A 19,475-nucleotide genomic window follows, 5' to 3' on the forward strand; every position below is an offset into this window, starting at 1 on the left:
CAACATAGTGTGGTGGCGATAGCAAGAAGGATACACCTGTTCCCATGCCGAACACAGAAGTTAAGCTTCTTAGCGCCGATGGTAGTTGGGGGTTTCCCCCTGTGAGAGTAGGACGTTGCCACGCTTTGTTATTATATTATTATTATGGAGGTTTAGCTCAGCTGGGAGAGCACCTGCCTTACAAGCAGGGGGTCAGCGGTTCGATCCCGTTAACCTCCATATGACTCGTTAGCTCAGTTGGTAGAGCATCTGACTTTTAATCAGAGGGTCACTGGTTCGAGCCCAGTACGGGTCATCCTAGCATGCGGGTGTGGCGGAATTGGCAGACGCACTAGATTTAGGATCTAGCGCCTAACGGCGTGGGGGTTCAAGTCCCTTCACCCGCATCAAGAAGATAATAGCCGGCTTAGCTCAGTTGGTAGAGCATCTGATTTGTAATCAGAGGGTCGAGGGTTCAAGTCCTTTAGCCGGCATTATGCGGAAGTAGTTCAGTGGTAGAACATCACCTTGCCAAGGTGGGGGTCGCGGGTTCGAACCCCGTCTTCCGCTTTCTACGAACAAAATTATTAAGCCGGGGTGGCGGAACTGGCAGACGCACAGGACTTAAAATCCTGCGGTAAGTGATTACCGTACCGGTTCGATTCCGGTCCTCGGCATTGTGCGCCCATAGCTCAATTGGATAGAGTGTCTGACTACGGATCAGAAGGTTAGGGGTTCGACTCCTCTTGGGCGCGTTTTATATTTACGGGAAGTAGCTCAGCTTGGTAGAGCACTTGGTTTGGGACCAAGGGGTCGCAGGTTCGAATCCTGTCTTCCCGATAGTTTTTGTTAATAACGCGGTGTAGCTCAGCTGGCTAGAGCGTCCGGTTCATACCCGGGAGGTCGGGGGTTCGATCCCCTCCGCCGCGATCATTTTAAAACGTTGGCACTTGGACCTTTAGCTCAGTTGGTTAGAGCAAACGGCTCATAACCGTTAGGTCGTAGGTTCGAGTCCTACAAGGTCCACTAGTTCAAGTGGAGGATTACCCAAGTCCGGCTGAAGGGAACGGTCTTGAAAACCGTCAGGTGTGTAAAAGCACGCAAGGGTTCGAATCCCTTATCCTCCTTTAAAAATATCGCGGAGTGGAGCAGTTGGTAGCTCGTCGGGCTCATAACCCGAAGGTCGTAGGTTCAAGTCCTACCTCCGCAATTAACTGAAAGGTTCCGTGGTGTAGGGGTTAACATGCCTGCCTGTCACGCAGGAGATCGCGGGTTCGATTCCCGTCGGAACCGTTTCATATTTGCGGGTGTAGTTTAGTGGTAAAACCACAGCCTTCCAAGCTGTTGTCGCGAGTTCGATTCTCGTCACCCGCTTTAGTATTTTTTTAGGGCCTATAGCTCAGCTGGTTAGAGCGCACGCCTGATAAGCGTGAGGTCGATGGTTCGAGTCCATTTAGGCCCATTAGATTTTGGTTTGGGGAAGTACTCAAGAGGCTGAAGAGGCGCCCCTGCTAAGGGTGTAGGTCGGATAATACCGACGCGAGGGTTCAAATCCCTCCTTCTCCGTTTTAGCAAATTTATATTTTCCATGGCCCGTTGGTCAAGCGGTTAAGACACCGCCCTTTCACGGCGGTAACACGGGTTCGAGTCCCGTACGGGTCATTAACAGTCATGGAGGATTACCCAAGTCCGGCTGAAGGGAACGGTCTTGAAAACCGTCAGGTGTGTAAAAGCACGCAAGGGTTCGAATCCCTTATCCTCCTTTAAAAATATCGCGGAGTGGAGCAGTTGGTAGCTCGTCGGGCTCATAACCCGAAGGTCGTAGGTTCAAGTCCTACCTCCGCAATTGACTTAAAGGTTCCGTGGTGTAGGGGTTAACATGCCTGCCTGTCACGCAGGAGATCGCGGGTTCGATTCCCGTCGGAACCGTTTAGGCTCGGTAGCTCAGTTGGTAGAGCAACGGATTGAAGCTCCGTGTGTCGGCAGTTCGATTCTGTCCCGAGCCATTTAAGTACTTTTGCGGGTGTAGTTTAGTGGTAAAACTACAGCCTTCCAAGCTGTTGTCGCGAGTTCGATTCTCGTCACCCGCTTTGGTAATTATTTTTAGGGCCTATAGCTCAGCTGGTTAGAGCGCACGCCTGATAAGCGTGAGGTCGATGGTTCGAGTCCATTTAGGCCCATTGTTTCATTTTATAATATTGGCCCGTTGGTCAAGCGGTTAAGACACCGCCCTTTCACGGCGGTAACACGGGTTCGAGTCCCGTACGGGTCATAAGACATCTAATATATATTAGATGTCTTTTTTTGTTTAACTATAAAAAATAGAGCCTCTTTAAGTTAGATTAGCACTCTAATTTAAAAAGACTCTATATAGAAATATGCAAAAGGTATTAATTAAATACCATACCACCATCAATAATTAAGGCTTGACCTGTCATATAATTAGAATCAGGTCCTGCTAAATAGCTAACACAGGCAGCTACATCTTCAGGTTCAGATAAACGTTTTAATGTAATATCTTTAGCAAATTGTTCCATTCCCCATTCAAATGGTTTTCCTGCTTCATCAGCTGTTTGTTGTGCAATTCCCATCATCATAGGTGTTTTAACAATACCAGGACAATAAGCATTGACAGTAATACCAAGAGGTGCTAAATCTTTAGCAGCTGTTTGTGTAATACCACGGATAGCAAATTTTGTTCCACCGTAGACAGCTAAGCCAGGATTACCTACTTGACCTGCTTGTGAAGAAGCATTGATAATTTTTCCGCCATGGCCAAGTTCTTTAAAGGCTTTAACAGCAGCTTGTATTCCCCAGTAAGTTCCCCCAACATTGACATCGTAGACTTTTCGGTATTGTTCATAAGTAATTTCTTCGATTGGTGTTTGAGGTCCTAATCCAGCGTTGTTGACAATAACATGTAAATCACCTAAAGATTCTACTGTTTTTTCAACGGCTGCAAAAACTGATTCTCTATCAGCAACATCCACTTGTACTGGAATAGCTTGACCACCATTATCATTAATAGTGTTAGCAACACTAGTAGCTGTATCTAAATTGAAATCAGCTACAGCAATTTTAAAGCCATCTTGTGATAAACGTTTACAAATAGCTTCTCCAATTCCTTGCCCTCCACCAGTAACGATTGCAACTTTAATTTGTTTTTGTTCCATATTATAGCCTCTTTTCAAATTTATAGTGGTAACGAATACAAATTTATTATACTACAAGAGTTATTTTTCAAAAAGTAATAACTGTTTTATTTCACAAAATATTTTATAACAATTATTATAGTTGAAAGTTTGACTTATGAGGTAGTTAATGAGAAAATTAAGACACAATTAAATAGAACTTACCATCACAAAGGGGTGCCTATTGGCTGAGATAGGGCGTTAGCTCGGACCCTTGGAACCTGATCTTGTTAATTGCAAGCGGAGGGATTGTGATGGAGTAGAGAGATATCTAATAATCTACTCCGCCTTTTTGTTGTATGGGAAGTGTTCTATACATTTAAAAAGGAGGAGTTTTTTTATGAACCCAGTCGTAACGGGATCAAAAGATTTAAGAGTTTGGATTGAAGGGGCAATTGTGGCAGCTTTAGCGATTATTTTATCGCTGATTCCTTTAAAAATTGGGAGTAGTTTTTCAGTTTCTTTAGGTATGATTCCTTTAACTATTTATGGAATTCGTCGAGGGTTAGTTCCAGGTCTTTTTTCAGGACTAGTTTGGGGGCTACTGCATTTTGCTACAGGAGATGTAACTTATTTAACTGTTAGTCAAGTGTTGATAGAATATGTGGTAGCTTTTACTTTTGCTGGTTTTTCAGGACTGTTTTCAAAAAAAATCCAAGAAAAAAATTCGATTTCTATCTCGTCACTAATAGTGTCTACTTTAGTAGGTGGTTTAGCTCGTTATTTTTGGCATTTTATAGCAGGAGTTATTTTTTGGGGAAAATACGCTATGTGGGGAATGAGTCCTGTTGTATTTTCTTTAGTTATGAATGGTATTAGCTGTCTAGCTACTTGTGGAGTAACGATAGGTGTACTAATTTTGTTGAACCAAATGATGCCTAGTTTATTTATTGTTAAAAAATAAAAAAGAATAGCTCTAGGGCTATTCTTTTTTTGGGGGTAAAACTGTTGACTTGTTGACTAATGTGATTGTTTATAAGTAGGTTGTGTGGCAGGAGATTCTTTGAAGAAAAATCTTGAAAGCCAAACAACGAATATAAGAGGAAGAATAATATGAATGGTAAATCCAATTAATCCACCTAACATGGTAAACAATAAACCAGTGACAATAATAAAGCCCACAACAGTACAAGTATATTTAAAGATGTTTTCTATAGTCATTGTTTTTCTCTCCTTTTATTATCTGAATTTATTGTAGCATGAGATTAAAGGATCCCCATCCTACTTAAGTCGGATTTTTATTCCAACGTAGGACTGATTCTGTTAGTTTTCTCAAATTGATTTATGCTATAATACAACTATCAGTTGTAAGGAGGTTTATGATGAAACAACCAATCTTTCTAACCCCTGTTTTCAAAGAAAAAATTTGGGGTGGTAATCACTTAAGTACAGAATATGGCTACACCATTCCTAGTGATAAAACTGGTGAATGTTGGGCAATTAGTGCCCATCCTAATGGTGTTTGTAAAATTGCAAAGGGTATTTACGAAGGAAAACTCTTAACAGATATTTGGGATAACCATAAAGAATTATTTGGAAATCCAAAAGAAGATCGCTTTCCTTTATTGACTAAGATTTTAGATGCTAATGATGATTTATCGGTTCAAGTTCATCCAGATGACACTTATGGTCTCGCTCATGAAGGAGATTTAGGTAAAACAGAATGCTGGTATATTTTATCTGCAGAGCCAGGAGCTGAAATTATTTATGGTCATCATGCGCAGACAAAAGAAGAATTACGCTCTATGATTGCTTCAGGACAATGGGATAAATTATTACGCCGAGTACCTGTTAAACAAGGAGACTTCTTTTATGTGCCGAGTGGAACTATTCATGCGATTGGAAAAGGTATTATGGTGTTAGAAACACAGCAAAGTAGTGACACAACTTACCGAGTTTATGATTATGACCGATTAGGTGATGATGGCAATAAACGAGAATTACATATTGATAAATCGATTGATGTGACTAATGTTCCTCATCAAGATCCTGCTTTGGTTCAAAAAGAAGTGTTTCAGGGGAAATCTAGTCGATTAGATTTAGTCCGTTCTTCTTTCTTTAATGTTTATTTATTAACAGTAGTCGATCAGTTGAACAATAGACAAAGTGCTCCTTATAGTTTGGTTAGTGTAATAGAAGGTAAAGGGCAGCTATTGATTGAAGAAGAACACCAGTGGACAACTTACTCTTTAGAAAAAGGGCAACACTTTATTTTGCCAAACGGAGTAAAAAATTGGAAATTAGAAGGAAATATGACATTAATCTTAGCGGAAACAGAAGACGGAAGAATCTAACAATAGTTGATTTTTTCAGTAAGATTAGTTATACTATGAAACGTATTAATAGAAAGCCGAATTCGGTTTTCTATTTTTTTGTGAGAATAAATGGATATAAGGAGGAAATTTACATGAAAAAATTCAAAGATGTTGCTTATGTGACTTTAGGTGCTTTTTTACTAGCGATTTCAATCAATTCATTGCTTTTACCTAATCATCTAGTAGCAGGTGGAGCGAATGGTATTAGTATTATTATTAATAAATTATTTCAAGTGCCTCTAGCAGTAACACTTTATGCGATTAATATTCCACTGTTGATTTTATGTTTTATTATGTTGGGAAAAGAAGTTGGGATGAAAACTATTTATGGTAGTATGCTGTATCCTTTTTTTGTCGCAATTGTAGGTCATTTTCCAGTATTTACTCATAATCAATTATTAGGTGCTATTTTTGGTGGTATTATTACAGGGATTGGATTAGGATTAGTCTTTAAAGGGAATGCTTCCACTGGTGGTACAGCCATTATTTCTCAAATAGTGCATGAGTATGTAAAAATACCTATGGGCTTAGCTGTTTCTTTGGTAGATGGTTTAGTTATATTAAGTGCTTTTATTGCTTTTGATACGGACACGGTATTTTATTCATTAATTTGTTTATTTGTGATTGGAAGAGTGATTGATTTAGTCCAAGTTGGCTTAGGAATTTCTAAAAATGTGTTTATTATTTCATCTGAAACTTTAGAAATTAAAGACATGATTCATCATAATATTAATCGTGGTTTAAGTGTGATTCCAATCGAAGGTGGTTACCAAAAAGAACATAAGGAAATGATTATGTGCGTGCTACCAGAAAAAGAATTTCAACAAGTAAAAACTAAAGTATTATCCATTGATCCTGAAGCTTTTGTTATTGCTACAGCAGCGAGTGATGTTATGGGGCGTGGATTTAGTTTAAATCGATTAACGACATAAATGTATCGGCAAGGGAGATTCTCCCTTGCTTTTTTTTTTATTTAGTATATCATATTTCCTATAAGGAAAAGGAGGATTCTTAATTGGAAATAAAACAACCTTATGGTGGCGTGTTAATTAAAGCATCAAAATTGTTAACTATTTTATCTGATTATCATACAGATAAAGCGGGGTTAACTTTGACTGAAATTGCTGAAAAAGCTAGCTTTACACCATCTACCACATTAAAAATTTTAGATACTTTATTACTTATTGGTTATGTACACAAAAATGAAGAATTGAAAACCTATACATTGGGAGCTAGATTAGCTAGATTTGGCAATCAATATTTACATGAGTCAGAATTAATCAGAATTGCTAGACCTTATCTGAATCAGTTGCATCAAGAAGTAGATGAAACGATTCACTTAGGTTTACTTGAAAACAATCAAATTGTCTATTTAGACAAGTTAGAACCAGAAAGACAAACGATTGTGATGTCATCAAGAATAGGTAATACTCGTCCTTTGTATGGTTCAGCTATGGGGAAAGCCGTATTAGCTGTAATGGATGACAAAAAAATGACAAAGTATATAGAGCAAGTAGATATAAAAGTTTATACCCCTAATACTATTTTAGATAAATCAGAATTATTAGAAGAAATCGAAAAAGTTAAAGAGACTGCTTTAGCTTATGACAATGAAGAGTTAGAAAAAGATTGTTTTTGTATTGGTATGTCCTTACCAATGGGGAATAATGAATACGGAGCATTCAGTGTAAGTTTACCTAAATTTCGTGCCACACCTGAAGAAATTGACCGTATTTCCACATTGATGAAAGAAACACAAAAAAATATTATAAAACTATTGCAGAAAGAAGGAGAATAGCATGTTAGAACTATTGATTCAGGATGTAAATGGAGAAATAAAAGCACAACATCGAGGAAATGATTGTGCCTATTTAGGTTATAAAGGAACTTATAATGTAGGAGATAAAATTATTATTAAAAATGATTCAGCTGATAAAGATTACTTAATGGTTAAATTAGATGCTAGTTTGGATACAACTTTTATTTATATGCCAGGAGCTGAATGGCATTATACTATTCCTGAAGTACATGATAGAACTGCTTATTATCCTTTTTCTTTTAAAGGAGAGCGTCATTATATAGAAGTTCGTTACGCTAAGGAATATGAAATTTATCAGTATCGTAATTTAGCACTAAATCCTCATGATCAAAAAGAAGATACAGGGGTTTATCCTCATGCTAGTGCTAATGTTGAAACTCGTAATGAAACAGTCTTTTTTGCTAGAAATGCTATTGATGGTGTTTTAGCAAACGATTATCACGGCCGCTATCCATTTCAATCTTGGGGTATTAATAGACAAGAGGATGCCTATCTTAAATTAGAGTTTGGCCGCCCAGTCAATATTGATACAATCGAACTGGTTTTAAGAGGAGATTATCCTCATGATAGTTACTGGACAGAAGCAAGTTTAGAATTTTCAGATGGAACTGAAGAAAAGGTGTTATTAGATAAATTATTAACACCACAATTAATGTCTATCCAAAAAGAAAATATTGAATGGTTGATATTAAAGGATTTAATTAAGCATGAAGATGAGTCACCGTTCCCAGCTCTTACTCAATTAAAAGTCTTTGGAACTGAAGGATTTTAAGCTTGTTAAATGAAACCCCTTGCTTTTTCGAAAGACTCCGTCTATAATGAATTTAGATTTCTTAATAAGATATATAGATTTCCAAATAAGAAAAGACGGTGGAATGATGAATAAAAGCAATGTGTTGACTCAATTAGGAAAAAATGGTGTAGTAGCAGTTTTACGCGCCAAAAATCAAGAAGAAGCAGTTAAAATGACCAAACATTTGGTTGAGGGTGGAGTTAAAGCGATTGAAGTAACTTTTACTGTCCCAAATGCAGATGAAGTTATTGCTAATCTTGTTCAACAATATGATCAAGATTCAGAAGTAGTCATTGGAGCGGGAACTGTTTTAGATAGTGTGACTGCTCGGATTGCTATTATGGCTGGTGCTAAATTTATAGTAAGTCCATCTTTTGATAAAGATATTGCAAAAATTTGTAATCTTTATCAAGTACCTTATATGGCAGGATGTATGACTATTACAGAAATGACAGAAGCAATGAAGTATGGAGTTGAAGTTATTAAAGTCTTTCCAGCTAGTGTTTACGGACCTTCCTTTATTAAAGCTATTAAAGCACCTTTACCACAAGCGAACATTATGCCAACTGGTGGTGTCAACTTAGATAATATAAAAGAATGGTTAACTAATGGAGCTGTTGCGGTAGGAGTAGGTGGTAATCTAGTAACATTAGATGATGAAGGCTATGAAGGAATTACCCGACGTGCTGAAGCATACATGAAAGCCTATCGTGAAGTGAGAGGGTAATCATGACAAATAAAAAAGTAGTATTAGTAGGGGAACTGTTACTAAGATTATCAACAGATTATGGTTGTTTAATTCAAAATAGTTCTAGTTTTCAAGCTCATTACGGAGGTAGTGAAGCTAATGTAGCAATTAGTTTATCTCAATTCGGTAAAAAAGCCCAATTAGTTAGCGTGCTTCCGACCAATGATTTAGGTAAGGGAGTAAAAAAACATCTATTGGCACATGGAGTAGACTGTTCTCAAGTTCTTGAGAAAGATGGACGGTTAGGGACTTATTATGTAGAGTCTGGCACCAGTGTTCGCTCTGCAAAAGTTATCTATGATCGGCAAGACTCTGTATTTATTAAAAGTCAATTATCAGACTGGGATTGGTCAAGCATTCTAGAAGATACTTCCATTTTACATATTTCGGGAATCACTCCAGCATTAACAGAAGAGTGGCAAGAAATGACACTTAGTATTGTGAAAGAAGCAAAAAATCGTGGTATTTCTGTTTCTTTTGATATGAATTATCGAGTGAAACTTTGGAGTCAAAAAGAGGCAAGTCAATTTTTAATGAAGTTACTGCCTTTTGTAGATTATTGTTCTATGGGAAAAATGGATGCTCTTTATTTACTGAATATTCCTAAGTGTGAAGAAAGTTTAACAACAGAGGAAGAATTAATTTATTACTATCAACAAATGCAAACTAAATTTCCTAATATATCGGTATTTTATTCAACGATTAGAGAGGTTTGTTCTGCTAGTGATAATAATTTGACTGGAACATTGTGGATGAACCAACAATTGTTCATGTCTAAAACTTATGCGATTACAAATATTGTAGATCGAGTAGGCGGAGGAGATGCCTTTACTTCTGGAGTCTTATATGGATTATTAGAAGGCTTAACTCCACAAGAAACGATAGATTATGCAACAGCTGTTTCAACTCTTAAACATACGATTGCAGGAGATGCTTGTATGTTTTCAGATCAAACAGTTCGTGATTTTATAGAAAGTGGATCTAGCAAAATTGTTAGATAAATATGAAAGGAAAGATAAAGATGAAAATGGAAACACGTTATGCACATAGCCCTGAGGATATTAGACATTATTCTACAGAGAAATTAAGAGAAGAATTTTTAATAGAAGAAATTTTTACACCAGGAAAAGTTTGTTTAACTTATACACATAATGATCGCATGATTTTTGGTGGCGTTACACCAACAGATAAAGCGTTAAGTATTAAATTATCCACTGAATTAGGTGTGGATTATTTCTTAGAACGTCGTGAGTTAGGAGTTATCAACATTGGTGGTCCTGGAAGTATTATTATAGACGGTCAAGAAGATAAGATGGTTAAGCAAGATGGGTATTATATTGGGAAAGAAACTAAAAATGTTGAATTTACATCAGATGATGTGAACAATCCAGCTAAATTTTACTGTGTTTCTGTTCCAGCTCACAAAAAATATCCAAATGTAAAAATTGCTATTGCAGACATTACACCAATGGAAACAGGTGAGCAAAAAACATTAAATGAGCGTAAAATTCATCAATATATTCATCCAAATGTATGTGAAAGCTGTCAATTACAAATGGGTTATACTGTTTTAGCAGAAGGAAGTTCTTGGAATACTATGCCTTGTCATACTCATGAGAGACGTATGGAAACTTATTTATACTTTGATATGGATCCAGATACACGAGTATTCCACTTCTTAGGTACACCAGATGAAACCAAACATTTAGTAATGGGTAATGAACAAGCAACTATTTCACCAAGTTGGTCTATTCATACAGGCGTTGGAACAAGTAATTATACTTTTATTTGGGCAATGTGTGGCGAGAATATTACTTATACAGACATGGATATGGTTCCAATGTCAGAATTAAAATAATAAAAAGCAGTCGGAGGATGTAAATATGTCATTAGATAATTTTTCAATGGACTTTTTTAGTTTGAAAAACAAAGTAGCGATTGTAACAGGTGGTAATACAGGTCTTGGGCAAGGATATGTGGTTGCGTTAGCAAAAGCTGGAGCAGATGTGTTTGTTGTAACTCATGATACTGATTGGGAAGAAACGAGAGAACTTGTTGAAAAAGAAGGTCGTCAAGTAGAATTTTTCCAACAAGATTTAACAAAAGCAGATGCAGCTAAAGATGTAACTGAAGCTTGTTTAAAAGCATTTAATAAAATTGATATTTTAGTAAACAATGCGGGAACTATTCGTCGCTCACCTTTACTTGAATATAAAGATGAAGATTGGAATGCTGTTTTAGACATTAACTTAAATGCTGTTTATCACTTGAGTCAAGAAGTAGCAAAAGTTTATGCGAAACAAGGTTACGGTAAAATTATTAATGTTGCGTCTATGTTGTCATTCCAAGGAGGAAAATTTGTTCCTTCTTACACAGCTAGTAAACATGGAGTTGCAGGATTAACAAAAGCATTTGCTAATGAATTAAGCGAACTAAATATTCAAGTCAATGCTATTGCACCAGGCTATATTAAAACAGCTAATACTGCACCTATTCGTGCTGATGAAAAACGTAATCAAGAAATTTTAAATAGAATTCCTGCTAACCGTTGGGGAGAACCTTTCGATTTAATGGGAACAGTAGTCTTTTTAGCAAGTCGTGCATCTGATTATATGACTGGTCATATTGTTGCAGTTGATGGTGGTTGGTTAGTACGCTAACCCTATTTCATAAGAAAATAATAGAAGGAGACGTTAATTTTAACGTCTCCTATCTTTTGTATTAGAGAGGAAGAGTGAAGTGTCTTTTTATAAAGAATTATCACGTCAACAAAAGTATATTTTAATTTGTTGCTTTTTTATTTTTTTTGTTAATGGTTTATATGCCATGGTTTTTGGCTCGCTATTACCGTATTTACGTGCAGAATATGGTTTAAACGAAGTAGTGAGTGGTATGTTAATTTCAGGACACCAAGCAGGTAACTTATTAGGAGGATTTATTGCTGGAGTGTTACCGTTGTACTTTGGAGAAAAACGTTCTATTATGTTTTTAAGTATTTTTGTGATGATCGGTTTTTATGCGATGACGGTAACAGGAAATCATTGGATTCTTTTAATAAGTTTCTTTTTTACTGGAATTAGTCGTGGAAGTATTTCAAATTTCAACAACCGAACAGTTAATAATGTATCAGGCAGTAGCCCGGTTGCTATGAACTTTTTACATAGTTTGTTTGCGGTAGGGGCATTATTATCGCCTTTTTTAATTATTGTAGCTAACCAAATAGTTGGAGATAAAAAAGGTTGGAAAGTGGCCTGCTACGTTATTATTGCTCTTATTTTATTTTCTCAGTTTTTATTTTATCAAATGAAGCTACCAAAAGAGTCAACACAACTGAAAAAAGATAATCAAGGAAAACAAGGGTTCACTTTTATGAAAGATCAATTCTTTTGGTTAACAGTAGGAATTTTATTCTTCTACCTATGTGCTGAAGCAGCGATAACAGGTTGGTTAGTGACTTATTTTATTGAGGCTAATATTTTATCAACGTCACAGGCACAAATGATTAGTTCTGTTTTATGGATTGGTATTTTAATAGGACGTTTAGGTTGTATTTTCTTTGGGGATAGAGTTCGCCGAGGTAAGTTATTATTTGTTATTAGTTTGTTAAGCGTAGTATTTTACTTTTTATTATTAGCAAGTACAAATGGTTTTACTATATTATGGATTGTGTTAGGCTTAGGTGCTTCAATGGGAGGGATTTATCCTACTGCTATGACGATTGCAGGCAAATCGATTGAAAAACATCCAATGGCTTTAGGTTGGATTTTGGTTATTGGCGGTTTAGGAGGTATTTTAATGCCGATGTTAACAGGAGTACTAGCTAGTCAATATGGGATTCAAACAGGAATGAGTGCGATTGTAGTTTCCATCATTCTAATGTTTTTAGGAGTAGTTTGGCATAACCGATTAGAGAAAAAACAAATGAAATAAAGTTAGGGTGTTGGCATGAATGAATAAACAAGATTATTTAATTTACTTAACAGATAAATACCAGCAAATTGATACATTAGATGAAGCAACCTGCAGTTTTGCAACGACTCAGTCTATTTCTGAAAATGTGGGGAAAAAAAGTAATGTAGTCAATCATCATTTGAATAATTTATTCAAAGAAAAAGAGCTTATTAAAATTAATACAAAACCTGTTTATTTTATTCCGGTGTCTATATTGCCTAAATTAATAGGGAGTTTTCCTGAAAAAGAGATGTATGACTCTTTCGAAGAACTTTTAGAAGAATCAGGAGAATCCGATGTATTAGAGCAACTTATTGGCTCAAAACATAGTCTGAAAACTGTTTTAAAACAAGGAAAAATTGCTTTATCATATCCGCCTAAAGGAATGCCTTTTTTGTTAACAGGTCCAACAGGTTCTGGTAAAACGTATTTAGTTAAACAATTTTATCAATATGCAGTTGATACTAGTTTATTAGAAAAAGATGCCCCTTTTAGTATTTTTAACTGTGCAGAGTATGCTGATAATCCAGAGTTATTATCTTCTAAGTTATTTGGATATAAAAAGGGAAGTTTTACTGGAGCAGATCGAGATCAGAAAGGTTTGTTAGAATTAAGTGATGGTGGGCTCCTATTTATTGATGAAGTTCACCGGTTGTCACCTGAGAGCCAAGAAAAACTTTTTTACTTTATTGATGAAGGCCGTTTTAAACCTCTTGGAGAAAATGAACATTGGAAACAAGCAGAGGTAAGGCTGATGTTTGCTACAACGGAGAATATCGGAGATTATTTGCTAGATACATTTACCCGACGAATTCCCATCGTAGCGAAAGTTCCTTCTCTTGATGAACGTGGGACAAAAGAAAAAAGAGAATTTTTATATTATTTTCTAAAACAAGAAGCGAAGCAAATAGGAAAAAATTTGAAAATAGAAAAAAATCTGTTTACATTTATGATTACTTATCAGTTTAAAGGTAACGTGGGAGAACTTGCTAATCTTGTACGCTATATTTGTGGTAATGCTTATGTTAGACAGTTAGATGAAGATGAACTAACTATTTCAATTACGGACTTACCAGAACGTTTGAAAAAACAAGCAGTTCAATTGGTTGATTTATACAATAAAGAGGTATTAGAAATTAAAACAACTGGTCAAGTGATTGATCCAGGTTATTTCTCTCAGCGAGATATGTTAGAGCAAATGTATGATGAGTTAAGGCTGATTGGCGATGTCATGCTTAAAGGTAATCTAAGTTTTAGTCGTTGGTTAAATGGTTCTTTTGAAGAGATAGAACGGCATTTAGATAAGTTTAAAGAAGACATTTTAATAGATAAAATACTTGAAGTAAAGCTACAATATTTAATTGATGAAGTCACACAAATCATGTATGAATCTCATCAAATTGAAATATTACCTGAAATAAAGACGATTGTTCTAACGTATTTAGAGCTACTTATTTCACAAGATCAAGCTAGTGATTATGAATTAAAAGAGCCAATCGCATATAACCGAATTTATTTAGAAAAAATGCCCTATATCAATAAACAAGTAGGATTATTTGTTTATTTGCTAAATGAAATCTCTGACTTATCAGATATTTATTTCACTGAATGGGATTATTTTGTTTTACAAACTATTTTATCCTATTACAATCGGTTAAAACATAAAGACCAAATTAATGGGGTCGTGATTTGTCATGGAAGTAGTACTGCCTCAAGTATTGCAGAAACAGCTAATATTATGATTGGACAAAAAGTGTATCAAGGAATTGATATGTCTTTAGAAGTTAGTTTTAAAGAAATAATCAAAAAATTACAAAGATATTTATCTTTGCATGAAACAGGGAATGGCACAATTATTTTAATTGATATTGGTCATACGCAAGATTTAAAGGAAGCTCTGCAAGATCGGTTAGATGGTCCTATAGCGATTATTGATAATGTTTCTACTAAACTAGCATTAGATGTCGGCTTTAAAATTATTAACCGAGAAAACATTGAGTATATTGTTGAAGAAGCTACTAGACATCATGTCTCTCAATATGCTTTGTTTGAGCCAGACAAAAAACGTCCACCAGCATTGATTATTTCTTGCCAAACAGGTATGGGGACAGCTAAAAAACTGCAAGAAGTTATGAATGAACATTTACCAAAAGATTTAAATTTAGAGTTGGTTACAACAGACTATCAACATTTGAAAAAAATGAAAAACAACACAACTATGTTTAGCCGCTATGATATTATTGGTATTTTTGGAACAACAGATCCTCATGTGGAAAGTGTTCCTTATATAGGATTAGATGATGTGATGTCTCAAGATGGTCTTAAACATTTAACGCGAATTTTTGGCCAGTATTTATCTACGGAAGAAATTCAAGGGTTGAATAATGGTATGATGAAAACCTTATCTTTAGAAAATTTGGTAACCATGTTAAGTATTTTAAATCCTGAAAAGACAATAGAACTTATATCAGAAATGATAGATTATTGGGAATTAACTTTTAAAATTAAAATCCCTAATAATTTAAAAACAGCGTTATACATTCATATTAGCTGTATGATTGAACGAGTTATTACTCGAACTTATGTTGAAGATGAACATATTGACCGAGAATTGTTTATCCAAGAGCACTCTTTCTTTATCCAAACAATTAAAAAAGGTTTGGAAACTTTTGAATCAGTTTATCATGTAGAAGTTGATTTAGGCGAAATTGCTTATTTACATCAACTTTTTCAATTAAATCTAATTGGATTTGCTTATTAACAAAGCAAATCCAATTTTTTTATTTCACTTCCAATAATTATCTAAAAGAAAGCTAATTTATCAAGGAAATAAAAGTTGGCATGATAATTGCTTATATAAGAGTGAGAAAAGAAAAGGAGAGAAGGAATCATGAAGAAAGAGCACTTGTTGGATGCACAGAAATATTTTCAAACAGGGTTAGTGACAAAAAGTGAAATTAAACAAGCGTTAGATCAAGCAGTAACGTTAGTTGATCACAACATGAAAAAATTTGGAGAGATGTTTCCCACTCCAGCAACTAAACATGGACAATATGAACTGATTAAAAATATAGAATGGACAACTGGTTTTTGGACAGGCATGCTGTGGCTTGCTTACGAATATACTGGAGAAGATAAATATCGCGTATTAGCAGAAAAACATGTAGATGATTTTTTAGATAGAATCGAAAATAAAATCGAAGTGGATCACCATGATTTAGGGTTTTTATATATTCCATCTTGTGTAAGCGCATATAAATTAACTGGAAATGAAAAAGCTAAACGTGCGTCTATTTTAGCAGCAGATCAATTAATATCACGTTTCCAAGAAAAAGGTGGATTTATTCAAGCTTGGGGAGAACTTGGAGCAAAAGATAATTATCGGTTAATAGTAGACTGTATGTTAAATATTCCACTCTTATACTGGGCGTATGAAGAAACTGGCGATAACAAGTATAAAGAAATGGCAGATCGCCACTATAAAACAACTGTTGCTAATGCTTTTCGTGAGGATGCCTCAACTTTCCATACTTTTTATTTTGATCCGGAAACGGGAGATCCAATCAAAGGAGTTACTCGTCAAGGGTATGCAGATGATTCTAGTTGGGCTAGAGGACAAGCTTGGGCAGTTTATGGGACAGCGTTACAGTATTACCAAACAAAAGATAGCACCATCGTTCCTGATTTTAAAGCAGTGACTAATTACTTCTTAAATAGATTACCAGAAGATTTAGTTCCATACTGGGATTTAATTTTTACAGATGGTAGTGGCCATTCTAGAGACTCTTCTTCAGCAGCGATTGCTATTTGTGGGATGAGCGAGATGTTAAAATATTTACCAGAAACTGATGAACTTGCAATGACTTATCGATATGCGATGCATGCTATGTTGAAAGCTTTGATGAGTCAGTATACTTACCAAGACTTAGATAATGAAAATGGTTTATTAAGACATGGTGTTTATTCATGGCATTCTGGTAAAGGGGTAGATGAAGGAAATATCTGGGGCGATTATTTTTATATGGAAGCATTAATCAGATTTTATAAAGATTGGGAATTATACTGGTAGGAGGAGATTATCATGACAGAACCAAATATTAAAATGATTAGAATCGACGAAAGACTTATTCACGGACAAGGACAACTATGGATTAATTCACTAGGGGCTAATTTAGTTATTGTAGCCAATGATGAAGTAGCAAAAAGTAGCATTCAACAAACACTAATGAAATCCTTAATTTCAAAATCGATTGGTATGCGTTTTTTCACTATTGAAGAAACTTGCGATAAAATTTATAAAGCATCACCAAAACAGTCTATTTTCTTAGTAGCTAAGAATCCAAAAGATGTATTACGTTTGGCAGAAGGTGGCGTACCTATTAACGAATTGAATGTAGGGAACATTCATTTTGCAGAAGGTAAAAAACAGTTAACTAACTATATTTCTTTAGGGGATGAAGATTTAGAAGCCTTGAAAGAATTGAAAACCAAACATGGAGTTACTTTTAATACAAAAACAACGCCAATGGGTGGAGACTCAGGTGTAAGTTTAGATTTAAACAATTATGTAGAAACACATTAGAAATTATATTGGAGGGAAAAATATGGATGCATCATTAGGTCAAGCGTTATTAGTAGGTCTTTTTGTTTCATTTTGTTTGATAGGACAATTAATAGGTATCTATACAAACCGAGCTATTTTCTTAGCTTTTGGTGTTGGATTAATATTAGGAGATGTACAAACAGGTCTTTTAATGGGAGCTACAGCAGAGCTAGCTTTCATGGGATTTGGTGTTGGTGCAGGAGGAACTGTACCGCCTAACCCAATTGGACCAGGGGTAGTAGGAACTATTATGGCGATTGCAATGAAAGATTCAGGGATGGATGTTGCAACAGCGTTATCACTATCTTTCCCATTTGCAGTGATGATCCAATTTGTGATCACTTTTATTTATTCATTAAATGCAGGCTCACTTAGTTGGGCAACAAAAGCAATTCAAGAAGGAAATTACAAATCATTTAAATTAACTTCTAACTTTACTTTTATTGGGTTTGGTGTATTTGGGTTTTTAATCGGTTTAGTTGCAACAATGAGTATCGATGTTTTACGAGCATTTGTTAATATTATTCCTGAATGGTTAATCTCAGGTTTATCTGTAGCTGGTGGTTTATTACCTGCCATTGGTTTTGCCATGATTCTAAATGTTATGATCAAAAAAGAATATATTCCAGCTATTCTATTAGGTTACGTATGTATTTCTTACTTAAGCATGCCAGTTATTGGTTTGGCTTTTGCTGGAGCAATCCTTGCGTTTAACAATTTCTTTAATAAAGGTAACGGAGGTTCAGCAATAGAACAAGAGGAGGTTATTGAAGATGGAATCTAATCAACAACCAGTATTAACGAAACAAGATTATTTTAAAACAAGTTTACGTTCATATGTCTTACAAAATGGGTTTAACTATGGTAACTACCAAGGAACAGGATATGCAAATTCTATTTTTCCTGCTCTTAAAAAAATCTATAAAGATGACGAAGAAAAATTAAAAGAAGTTACTATTTCAAATTTAGAGTTTTATAATACGAATCCACAGTTGGTGCCTTTCATTACTAGCATGCAGCTAGCAATGTATGATGGTGGTCAAAGTGAAGATGATACACGGGCTATAAAATTTGCGTTGATGGGTCCTTTATCAGGTATTGGTGACTCTTTATCACAATTTGGTTTAGCTCCATTATTTTCAACAATCGCTGCTGGAATGGCACTGGATGGTTTAATTGCTGGTCCAATCTTCTTTATTCTATGTATGTTTGGTATTACATTTGGTTTACGGATGTTAATGGGATACTTAGGATATAAATTAGGAACTAGCGTAATTGATACATTAAGTGAAAAGATGGCAAGTATCTCTAATATTGCAACAACTATTGGTGTAACAGTTATTTCAGGGTTATCTGTTTCATTTGTTAAAGCAAATCTTGCTTTAGAATATGTGACAAAAGTGGAAGGAAAAGAACAAATTGTTGCTCTTCAAACAGTATTTGACAAGATTGCCCCTAACTTATTACCTGTTTTAATTACATCAGGCGTTTACGTGTTAATTAGAAAATACAAATGGTCTACATATAAATTAATTGCATTATTAATTGTAGCTGGTATTTTATTATCAGTTTTAGGAATTTTAAAATAAACTAGGTGGGGAAAAAAATGTTTGAAATATGCATTGTCGGTCATGGAAATTATCCTAAAGGTGTTTGTTCAGCCTTAAAACTTTTATCGGGAACAGAAGAACATGTTACAGCATTTAATTTAAATGAAGAATTGTCACATGCTGATTACGAAGAAAAGATGGGGGCCTTTTTAGATAATCATCGTAATGTTATTATTTTCGCAGATATGACAGGCGGTGCACCGCATCAAATTGCTAGTCGTTTGTTGTTAGAAAAAAATAACCGTAGTCAGTATATTCTATCTAGTGTCTCTCTAAACTTAGTGTTAGATACTTTAATGAAAAATAATTTAGGTATGTTAACAGAAGAAAATGTGGCAGAAGAGCTAGTTAAAAGTTTAGAAGAAAGTCGTCAAATGATGATGATGATGCCTGAGGTAGAAAATATCTCACTAACGACTGAAATTGATGTAGAAGACGAAGGGATTTAGTATGAATAATATCTTAA

18 protein-coding genes, 24 tRNA genes, 1 rRNA gene and 1 riboswitch are annotated in these 19,475 nt (G+C 35.2%); of the genes, 41 read left to right on the plus strand and 2 right to left on the minus strand.

What is annotated here, in order from left to right; all coding sequences use genetic code 11:
* The first annotated feature begins 8 nt into the window (after positions 1 to 8).
* The 25 genes from rrf (at position 9) to C7P63_RS05060 (ending at position 2,251) form a co-directional block, all read left to right on the plus strand.
* Positions 9 to 124, plus strand: a 5S ribosomal RNA gene (rrf, locus tag C7P63_RS04940).
* Positions 125 to 146: 22 nt separating this feature from the next.
* Positions 147 to 219 (plus strand) — tRNA-Val (locus C7P63_RS04945).
* A gap of 3 nt (positions 220 to 222) precedes the next feature.
* A tRNA-Lys gene (locus C7P63_RS04950) sits at positions 223 to 295 on the plus strand.
* Between the two features lie 9 nt (positions 296 to 304).
* Positions 305 to 386 (plus strand) — tRNA-Leu (locus C7P63_RS04955).
* A gap of 14 nt (positions 387 to 400) precedes the next feature.
* Positions 401 to 473: transfer RNA gene (locus tag C7P63_RS04960), tRNA-Thr, on the plus strand.
* Positions 474 to 477: 4 nt separating this feature from the next.
* Positions 478 to 549: transfer RNA gene (locus C7P63_RS04965), tRNA-Gly, on the plus strand.
* A 21-nt stretch (positions 550 to 570) separates the two neighbouring features.
* Positions 571 to 656 (plus strand) — tRNA-Leu (locus tag C7P63_RS04970).
* A gap of 4 nt (positions 657 to 660) precedes the next feature.
* Positions 661 to 734, plus strand: a tRNA-Arg gene (locus C7P63_RS04975).
* 11 nt (positions 735 to 745) lie between these two features.
* Positions 746 to 819, plus strand: a tRNA-Pro gene (locus tag C7P63_RS04980).
* Between the two features lie 16 nt (positions 820 to 835).
* Positions 836 to 909 (plus strand) — tRNA-Met (locus C7P63_RS04985).
* A 22-nt stretch (positions 910 to 931) separates the two neighbouring features.
* Positions 932 to 1,005 (plus strand) — tRNA-Ile (locus C7P63_RS04990).
* Between the two features lie 11 nt (positions 1,006 to 1,016).
* A tRNA-Ser gene (locus C7P63_RS04995) sits at positions 1,017 to 1,106 on the plus strand.
* Positions 1,107 to 1,116: 10 nt separating this feature from the next.
* Positions 1,117 to 1,189, plus strand: a tRNA-Met gene (locus tag C7P63_RS05000).
* A 10-nt stretch (positions 1,190 to 1,199) separates the two neighbouring features.
* Positions 1,200 to 1,272: transfer RNA gene (locus tag C7P63_RS05005), tRNA-Asp, on the plus strand.
* 10 nt (positions 1,273 to 1,282) lie between these two features.
* Positions 1,283 to 1,353, plus strand: a tRNA-Gly gene (locus tag C7P63_RS05010).
* A gap of 14 nt (positions 1,354 to 1,367) precedes the next feature.
* A tRNA-Ile gene (locus tag C7P63_RS05015) sits at positions 1,368 to 1,441 on the plus strand.
* Positions 1,442 to 1,455: 14 nt separating this feature from the next.
* A tRNA-Ser gene (locus C7P63_RS05020) sits at positions 1,456 to 1,545 on the plus strand.
* A gap of 24 nt (positions 1,546 to 1,569) precedes the next feature.
* Positions 1,570 to 1,641: transfer RNA gene (locus C7P63_RS05025), tRNA-Glu, on the plus strand.
* A gap of 11 nt (positions 1,642 to 1,652) precedes the next feature.
* Positions 1,653 to 1,742 (plus strand) — tRNA-Ser (locus C7P63_RS05030).
* Between the two features lie 10 nt (positions 1,743 to 1,752).
* A tRNA-Met gene (locus C7P63_RS05035) sits at positions 1,753 to 1,825 on the plus strand.
* A gap of 10 nt (positions 1,826 to 1,835) precedes the next feature.
* Positions 1,836 to 1,908, plus strand: a tRNA-Asp gene (locus C7P63_RS05040).
* A 4-nt stretch (positions 1,909 to 1,912) separates the two neighbouring features.
* Positions 1,913 to 1,985, plus strand: a tRNA-Phe gene (locus C7P63_RS05045).
* 13 nt (positions 1,986 to 1,998) lie between these two features.
* Positions 1,999 to 2,069 (plus strand) — tRNA-Gly (locus C7P63_RS05050).
* A gap of 16 nt (positions 2,070 to 2,085) precedes the next feature.
* Positions 2,086 to 2,159: transfer RNA gene (locus C7P63_RS05055), tRNA-Ile, on the plus strand.
* A gap of 20 nt (positions 2,160 to 2,179) precedes the next feature.
* Positions 2,180 to 2,251: transfer RNA gene (locus C7P63_RS05060), tRNA-Glu, on the plus strand.
* Positions 2,252 to 2,369: 118 nt separating this feature from the next.
* On the opposite strand, the gene C7P63_RS05065 is transcribed toward C7P63_RS05060, so the two are convergent.
* Positions 2,370 to 3,152: a (S)-acetoin forming diacetyl reductase gene (locus C7P63_RS05065; RefSeq protein ID WP_125943083.1), complete on the minus strand. Its 783-nt coding sequence runs from the start codon at positions 3,150 to 3,152 to the stop codon at positions 2,370 to 2,372.
* Positions 3,153 to 3,333: 181 nt separating this feature from the next.
* Positions 3,334 to 3,436, plus strand: a riboswitch (TPP riboswitch).
* Between the two features lie 74 nt (positions 3,437 to 3,510).
* On the opposite strand from C7P63_RS05065, the gene thiT reads away from it, so the two are divergent.
* On the plus strand, positions 3,511 to 4,074 hold the full coding sequence (gene thiT, locus C7P63_RS05070) for an energy-coupled thiamine transporter ThiT (protein ID WP_125943084.1): 564 nt from the start codon (positions 3,511 to 3,513) through the stop codon (positions 4,072 to 4,074).
* Positions 4,075 to 4,130: 56 nt separating this feature from the next.
* On the opposite strand, the gene C7P63_RS05075 is transcribed toward thiT, so the two are convergent.
* Positions 4,131 to 4,331 (minus strand): hypothetical protein, encoded by a 201-nt coding sequence (locus C7P63_RS05075; protein WP_125943085.1) that lies wholly within the window; start codon positions 4,329 to 4,331, stop codon positions 4,131 to 4,133.
* Positions 4,332 to 4,492: 161 nt separating this feature from the next.
* On the opposite strand from C7P63_RS05075, the gene manA reads away from it, so the two are divergent.
* From manA to C7P63_RS05150, 15 genes are all read left to right on the plus strand, one after another.
* On the plus strand, positions 4,493 to 5,464 hold the full coding sequence (gene manA, locus C7P63_RS05080; protein ID WP_125943086.1) for a mannose-6-phosphate isomerase, class I: 972 nt from the start codon (positions 4,493 to 4,495) through the stop codon (positions 5,462 to 5,464).
* A gap of 113 nt (positions 5,465 to 5,577) precedes the next feature.
* Entirely contained in the window at positions 5,578 to 6,417 is an 840-nt protein-coding gene (locus C7P63_RS05085) for a YitT family protein (RefSeq protein WP_125943087.1), read from the plus strand.
* 83 nt (positions 6,418 to 6,500) lie between these two features.
* Positions 6,501 to 7,283: an IclR family transcriptional regulator gene (locus C7P63_RS05090; protein WP_125943088.1), complete on the plus strand. Its 783-nt coding sequence runs from the start codon at positions 6,501 to 6,503 to the stop codon at positions 7,281 to 7,283.
* 1 nt (position 7,284) lies between these two features.
* Complete coding sequence (locus C7P63_RS05095; protein WP_125943089.1) at positions 7,285 to 8,076, plus strand: carbohydrate-binding protein; 792 nt, start codon at positions 7,285 to 7,287, stop codon at positions 8,074 to 8,076.
* A gap of 106 nt (positions 8,077 to 8,182) precedes the next feature.
* A complete protein-coding gene (locus C7P63_RS05100; protein ID WP_207852977.1) occupies positions 8,183 to 8,824 on the plus strand; it encodes a bifunctional 4-hydroxy-2-oxoglutarate aldolase/2-dehydro-3-deoxy-phosphogluconate aldolase in 642 nt (213 codons plus the stop codon).
* Between the two features lie 2 nt (positions 8,825 to 8,826).
* Positions 8,827 to 9,846 carry a sugar kinase gene (locus C7P63_RS05105; RefSeq protein ID WP_125943091.1) on the plus strand — a complete coding sequence of 340 codons (1,020 nt, stop codon included), beginning with the start codon at positions 8,827 to 8,829 and terminating at the stop codon, positions 9,844 to 9,846.
* A gap of 26 nt (positions 9,847 to 9,872) precedes the next feature.
* Positions 9,873 to 10,703 carry a 5-dehydro-4-deoxy-D-glucuronate isomerase gene (gene kduI / locus C7P63_RS05110; RefSeq protein ID WP_207853000.1) on the plus strand — a complete coding sequence of 277 codons (831 nt, stop codon included), beginning with the start codon at positions 9,873 to 9,875 and terminating at the stop codon, positions 10,701 to 10,703.
* Between the two features lie 25 nt (positions 10,704 to 10,728).
* Positions 10,729 to 11,505, plus strand: coding sequence for a 2-dehydro-3-deoxy-D-gluconate 5-dehydrogenase KduD (kduD, locus tag C7P63_RS05115; protein ID WP_125943093.1), 777 nt, complete (start codon positions 10,729 to 10,731; stop codon positions 11,503 to 11,505).
* A 79-nt stretch (positions 11,506 to 11,584) separates the two neighbouring features.
* Positions 11,585 to 12,775 (plus strand): MFS transporter, encoded by a 1,191-nt coding sequence (locus C7P63_RS05120; RefSeq protein WP_125943094.1) that lies wholly within the window; start codon positions 11,585 to 11,587, stop codon positions 12,773 to 12,775.
* 19 nt (positions 12,776 to 12,794) lie between these two features.
* A complete protein-coding gene (locus C7P63_RS05125) occupies positions 12,795 to 15,557 on the plus strand; it encodes a sigma 54-interacting transcriptional regulator (protein WP_125943095.1) in 2,763 nt (920 codons plus the stop codon).
* A 126-nt stretch (positions 15,558 to 15,683) separates the two neighbouring features.
* A complete protein-coding gene (locus C7P63_RS05130) occupies positions 15,684 to 16,865 on the plus strand; it encodes a glycoside hydrolase family 88 protein (protein ID WP_424580144.1) in 1,182 nt (393 codons plus the stop codon).
* 12 nt (positions 16,866 to 16,877) lie between these two features.
* A complete protein-coding gene (locus tag C7P63_RS05135; protein WP_125943097.1) occupies positions 16,878 to 17,378 on the plus strand; it encodes a PTS sugar transporter subunit IIB in 501 nt (166 codons plus the stop codon).
* Between the two features lie 22 nt (positions 17,379 to 17,400).
* A complete protein-coding gene (locus C7P63_RS05140) occupies positions 17,401 to 18,183 on the plus strand; it encodes a PTS mannose/fructose/sorbose/N-acetylgalactosamine transporter subunit IIC (protein ID WP_125943098.1) in 783 nt (260 codons plus the stop codon).
* On the plus strand, positions 18,173 to 18,988 hold the full coding sequence (locus tag C7P63_RS05145; protein ID WP_125943099.1) for a PTS system mannose/fructose/sorbose family transporter subunit IID: 816 nt from the start codon (positions 18,173 to 18,175) through the stop codon (positions 18,986 to 18,988). Before C7P63_RS05140 ends, C7P63_RS05145 begins: the two co-directional genes overlap by 11 nt.
* 17 nt (positions 18,989 to 19,005) lie before the next feature.
* Positions 19,006 to 19,458: a PTS sugar transporter subunit IIA gene (locus tag C7P63_RS05150; RefSeq protein ID WP_125943100.1), complete on the plus strand. Its 453-nt coding sequence runs from the start codon at positions 19,006 to 19,008 to the stop codon at positions 19,456 to 19,458.
* Positions 19,459 to 19,475: the final 17 nt, after the last annotated feature.

This window comes from Vagococcus humatus (assembly GCF_003950325.1).
Lineage (GTDB): Bacteria > Bacillota > Bacilli > Lactobacillales > Vagococcaceae > Vagococcus_C > Vagococcus_C humatus.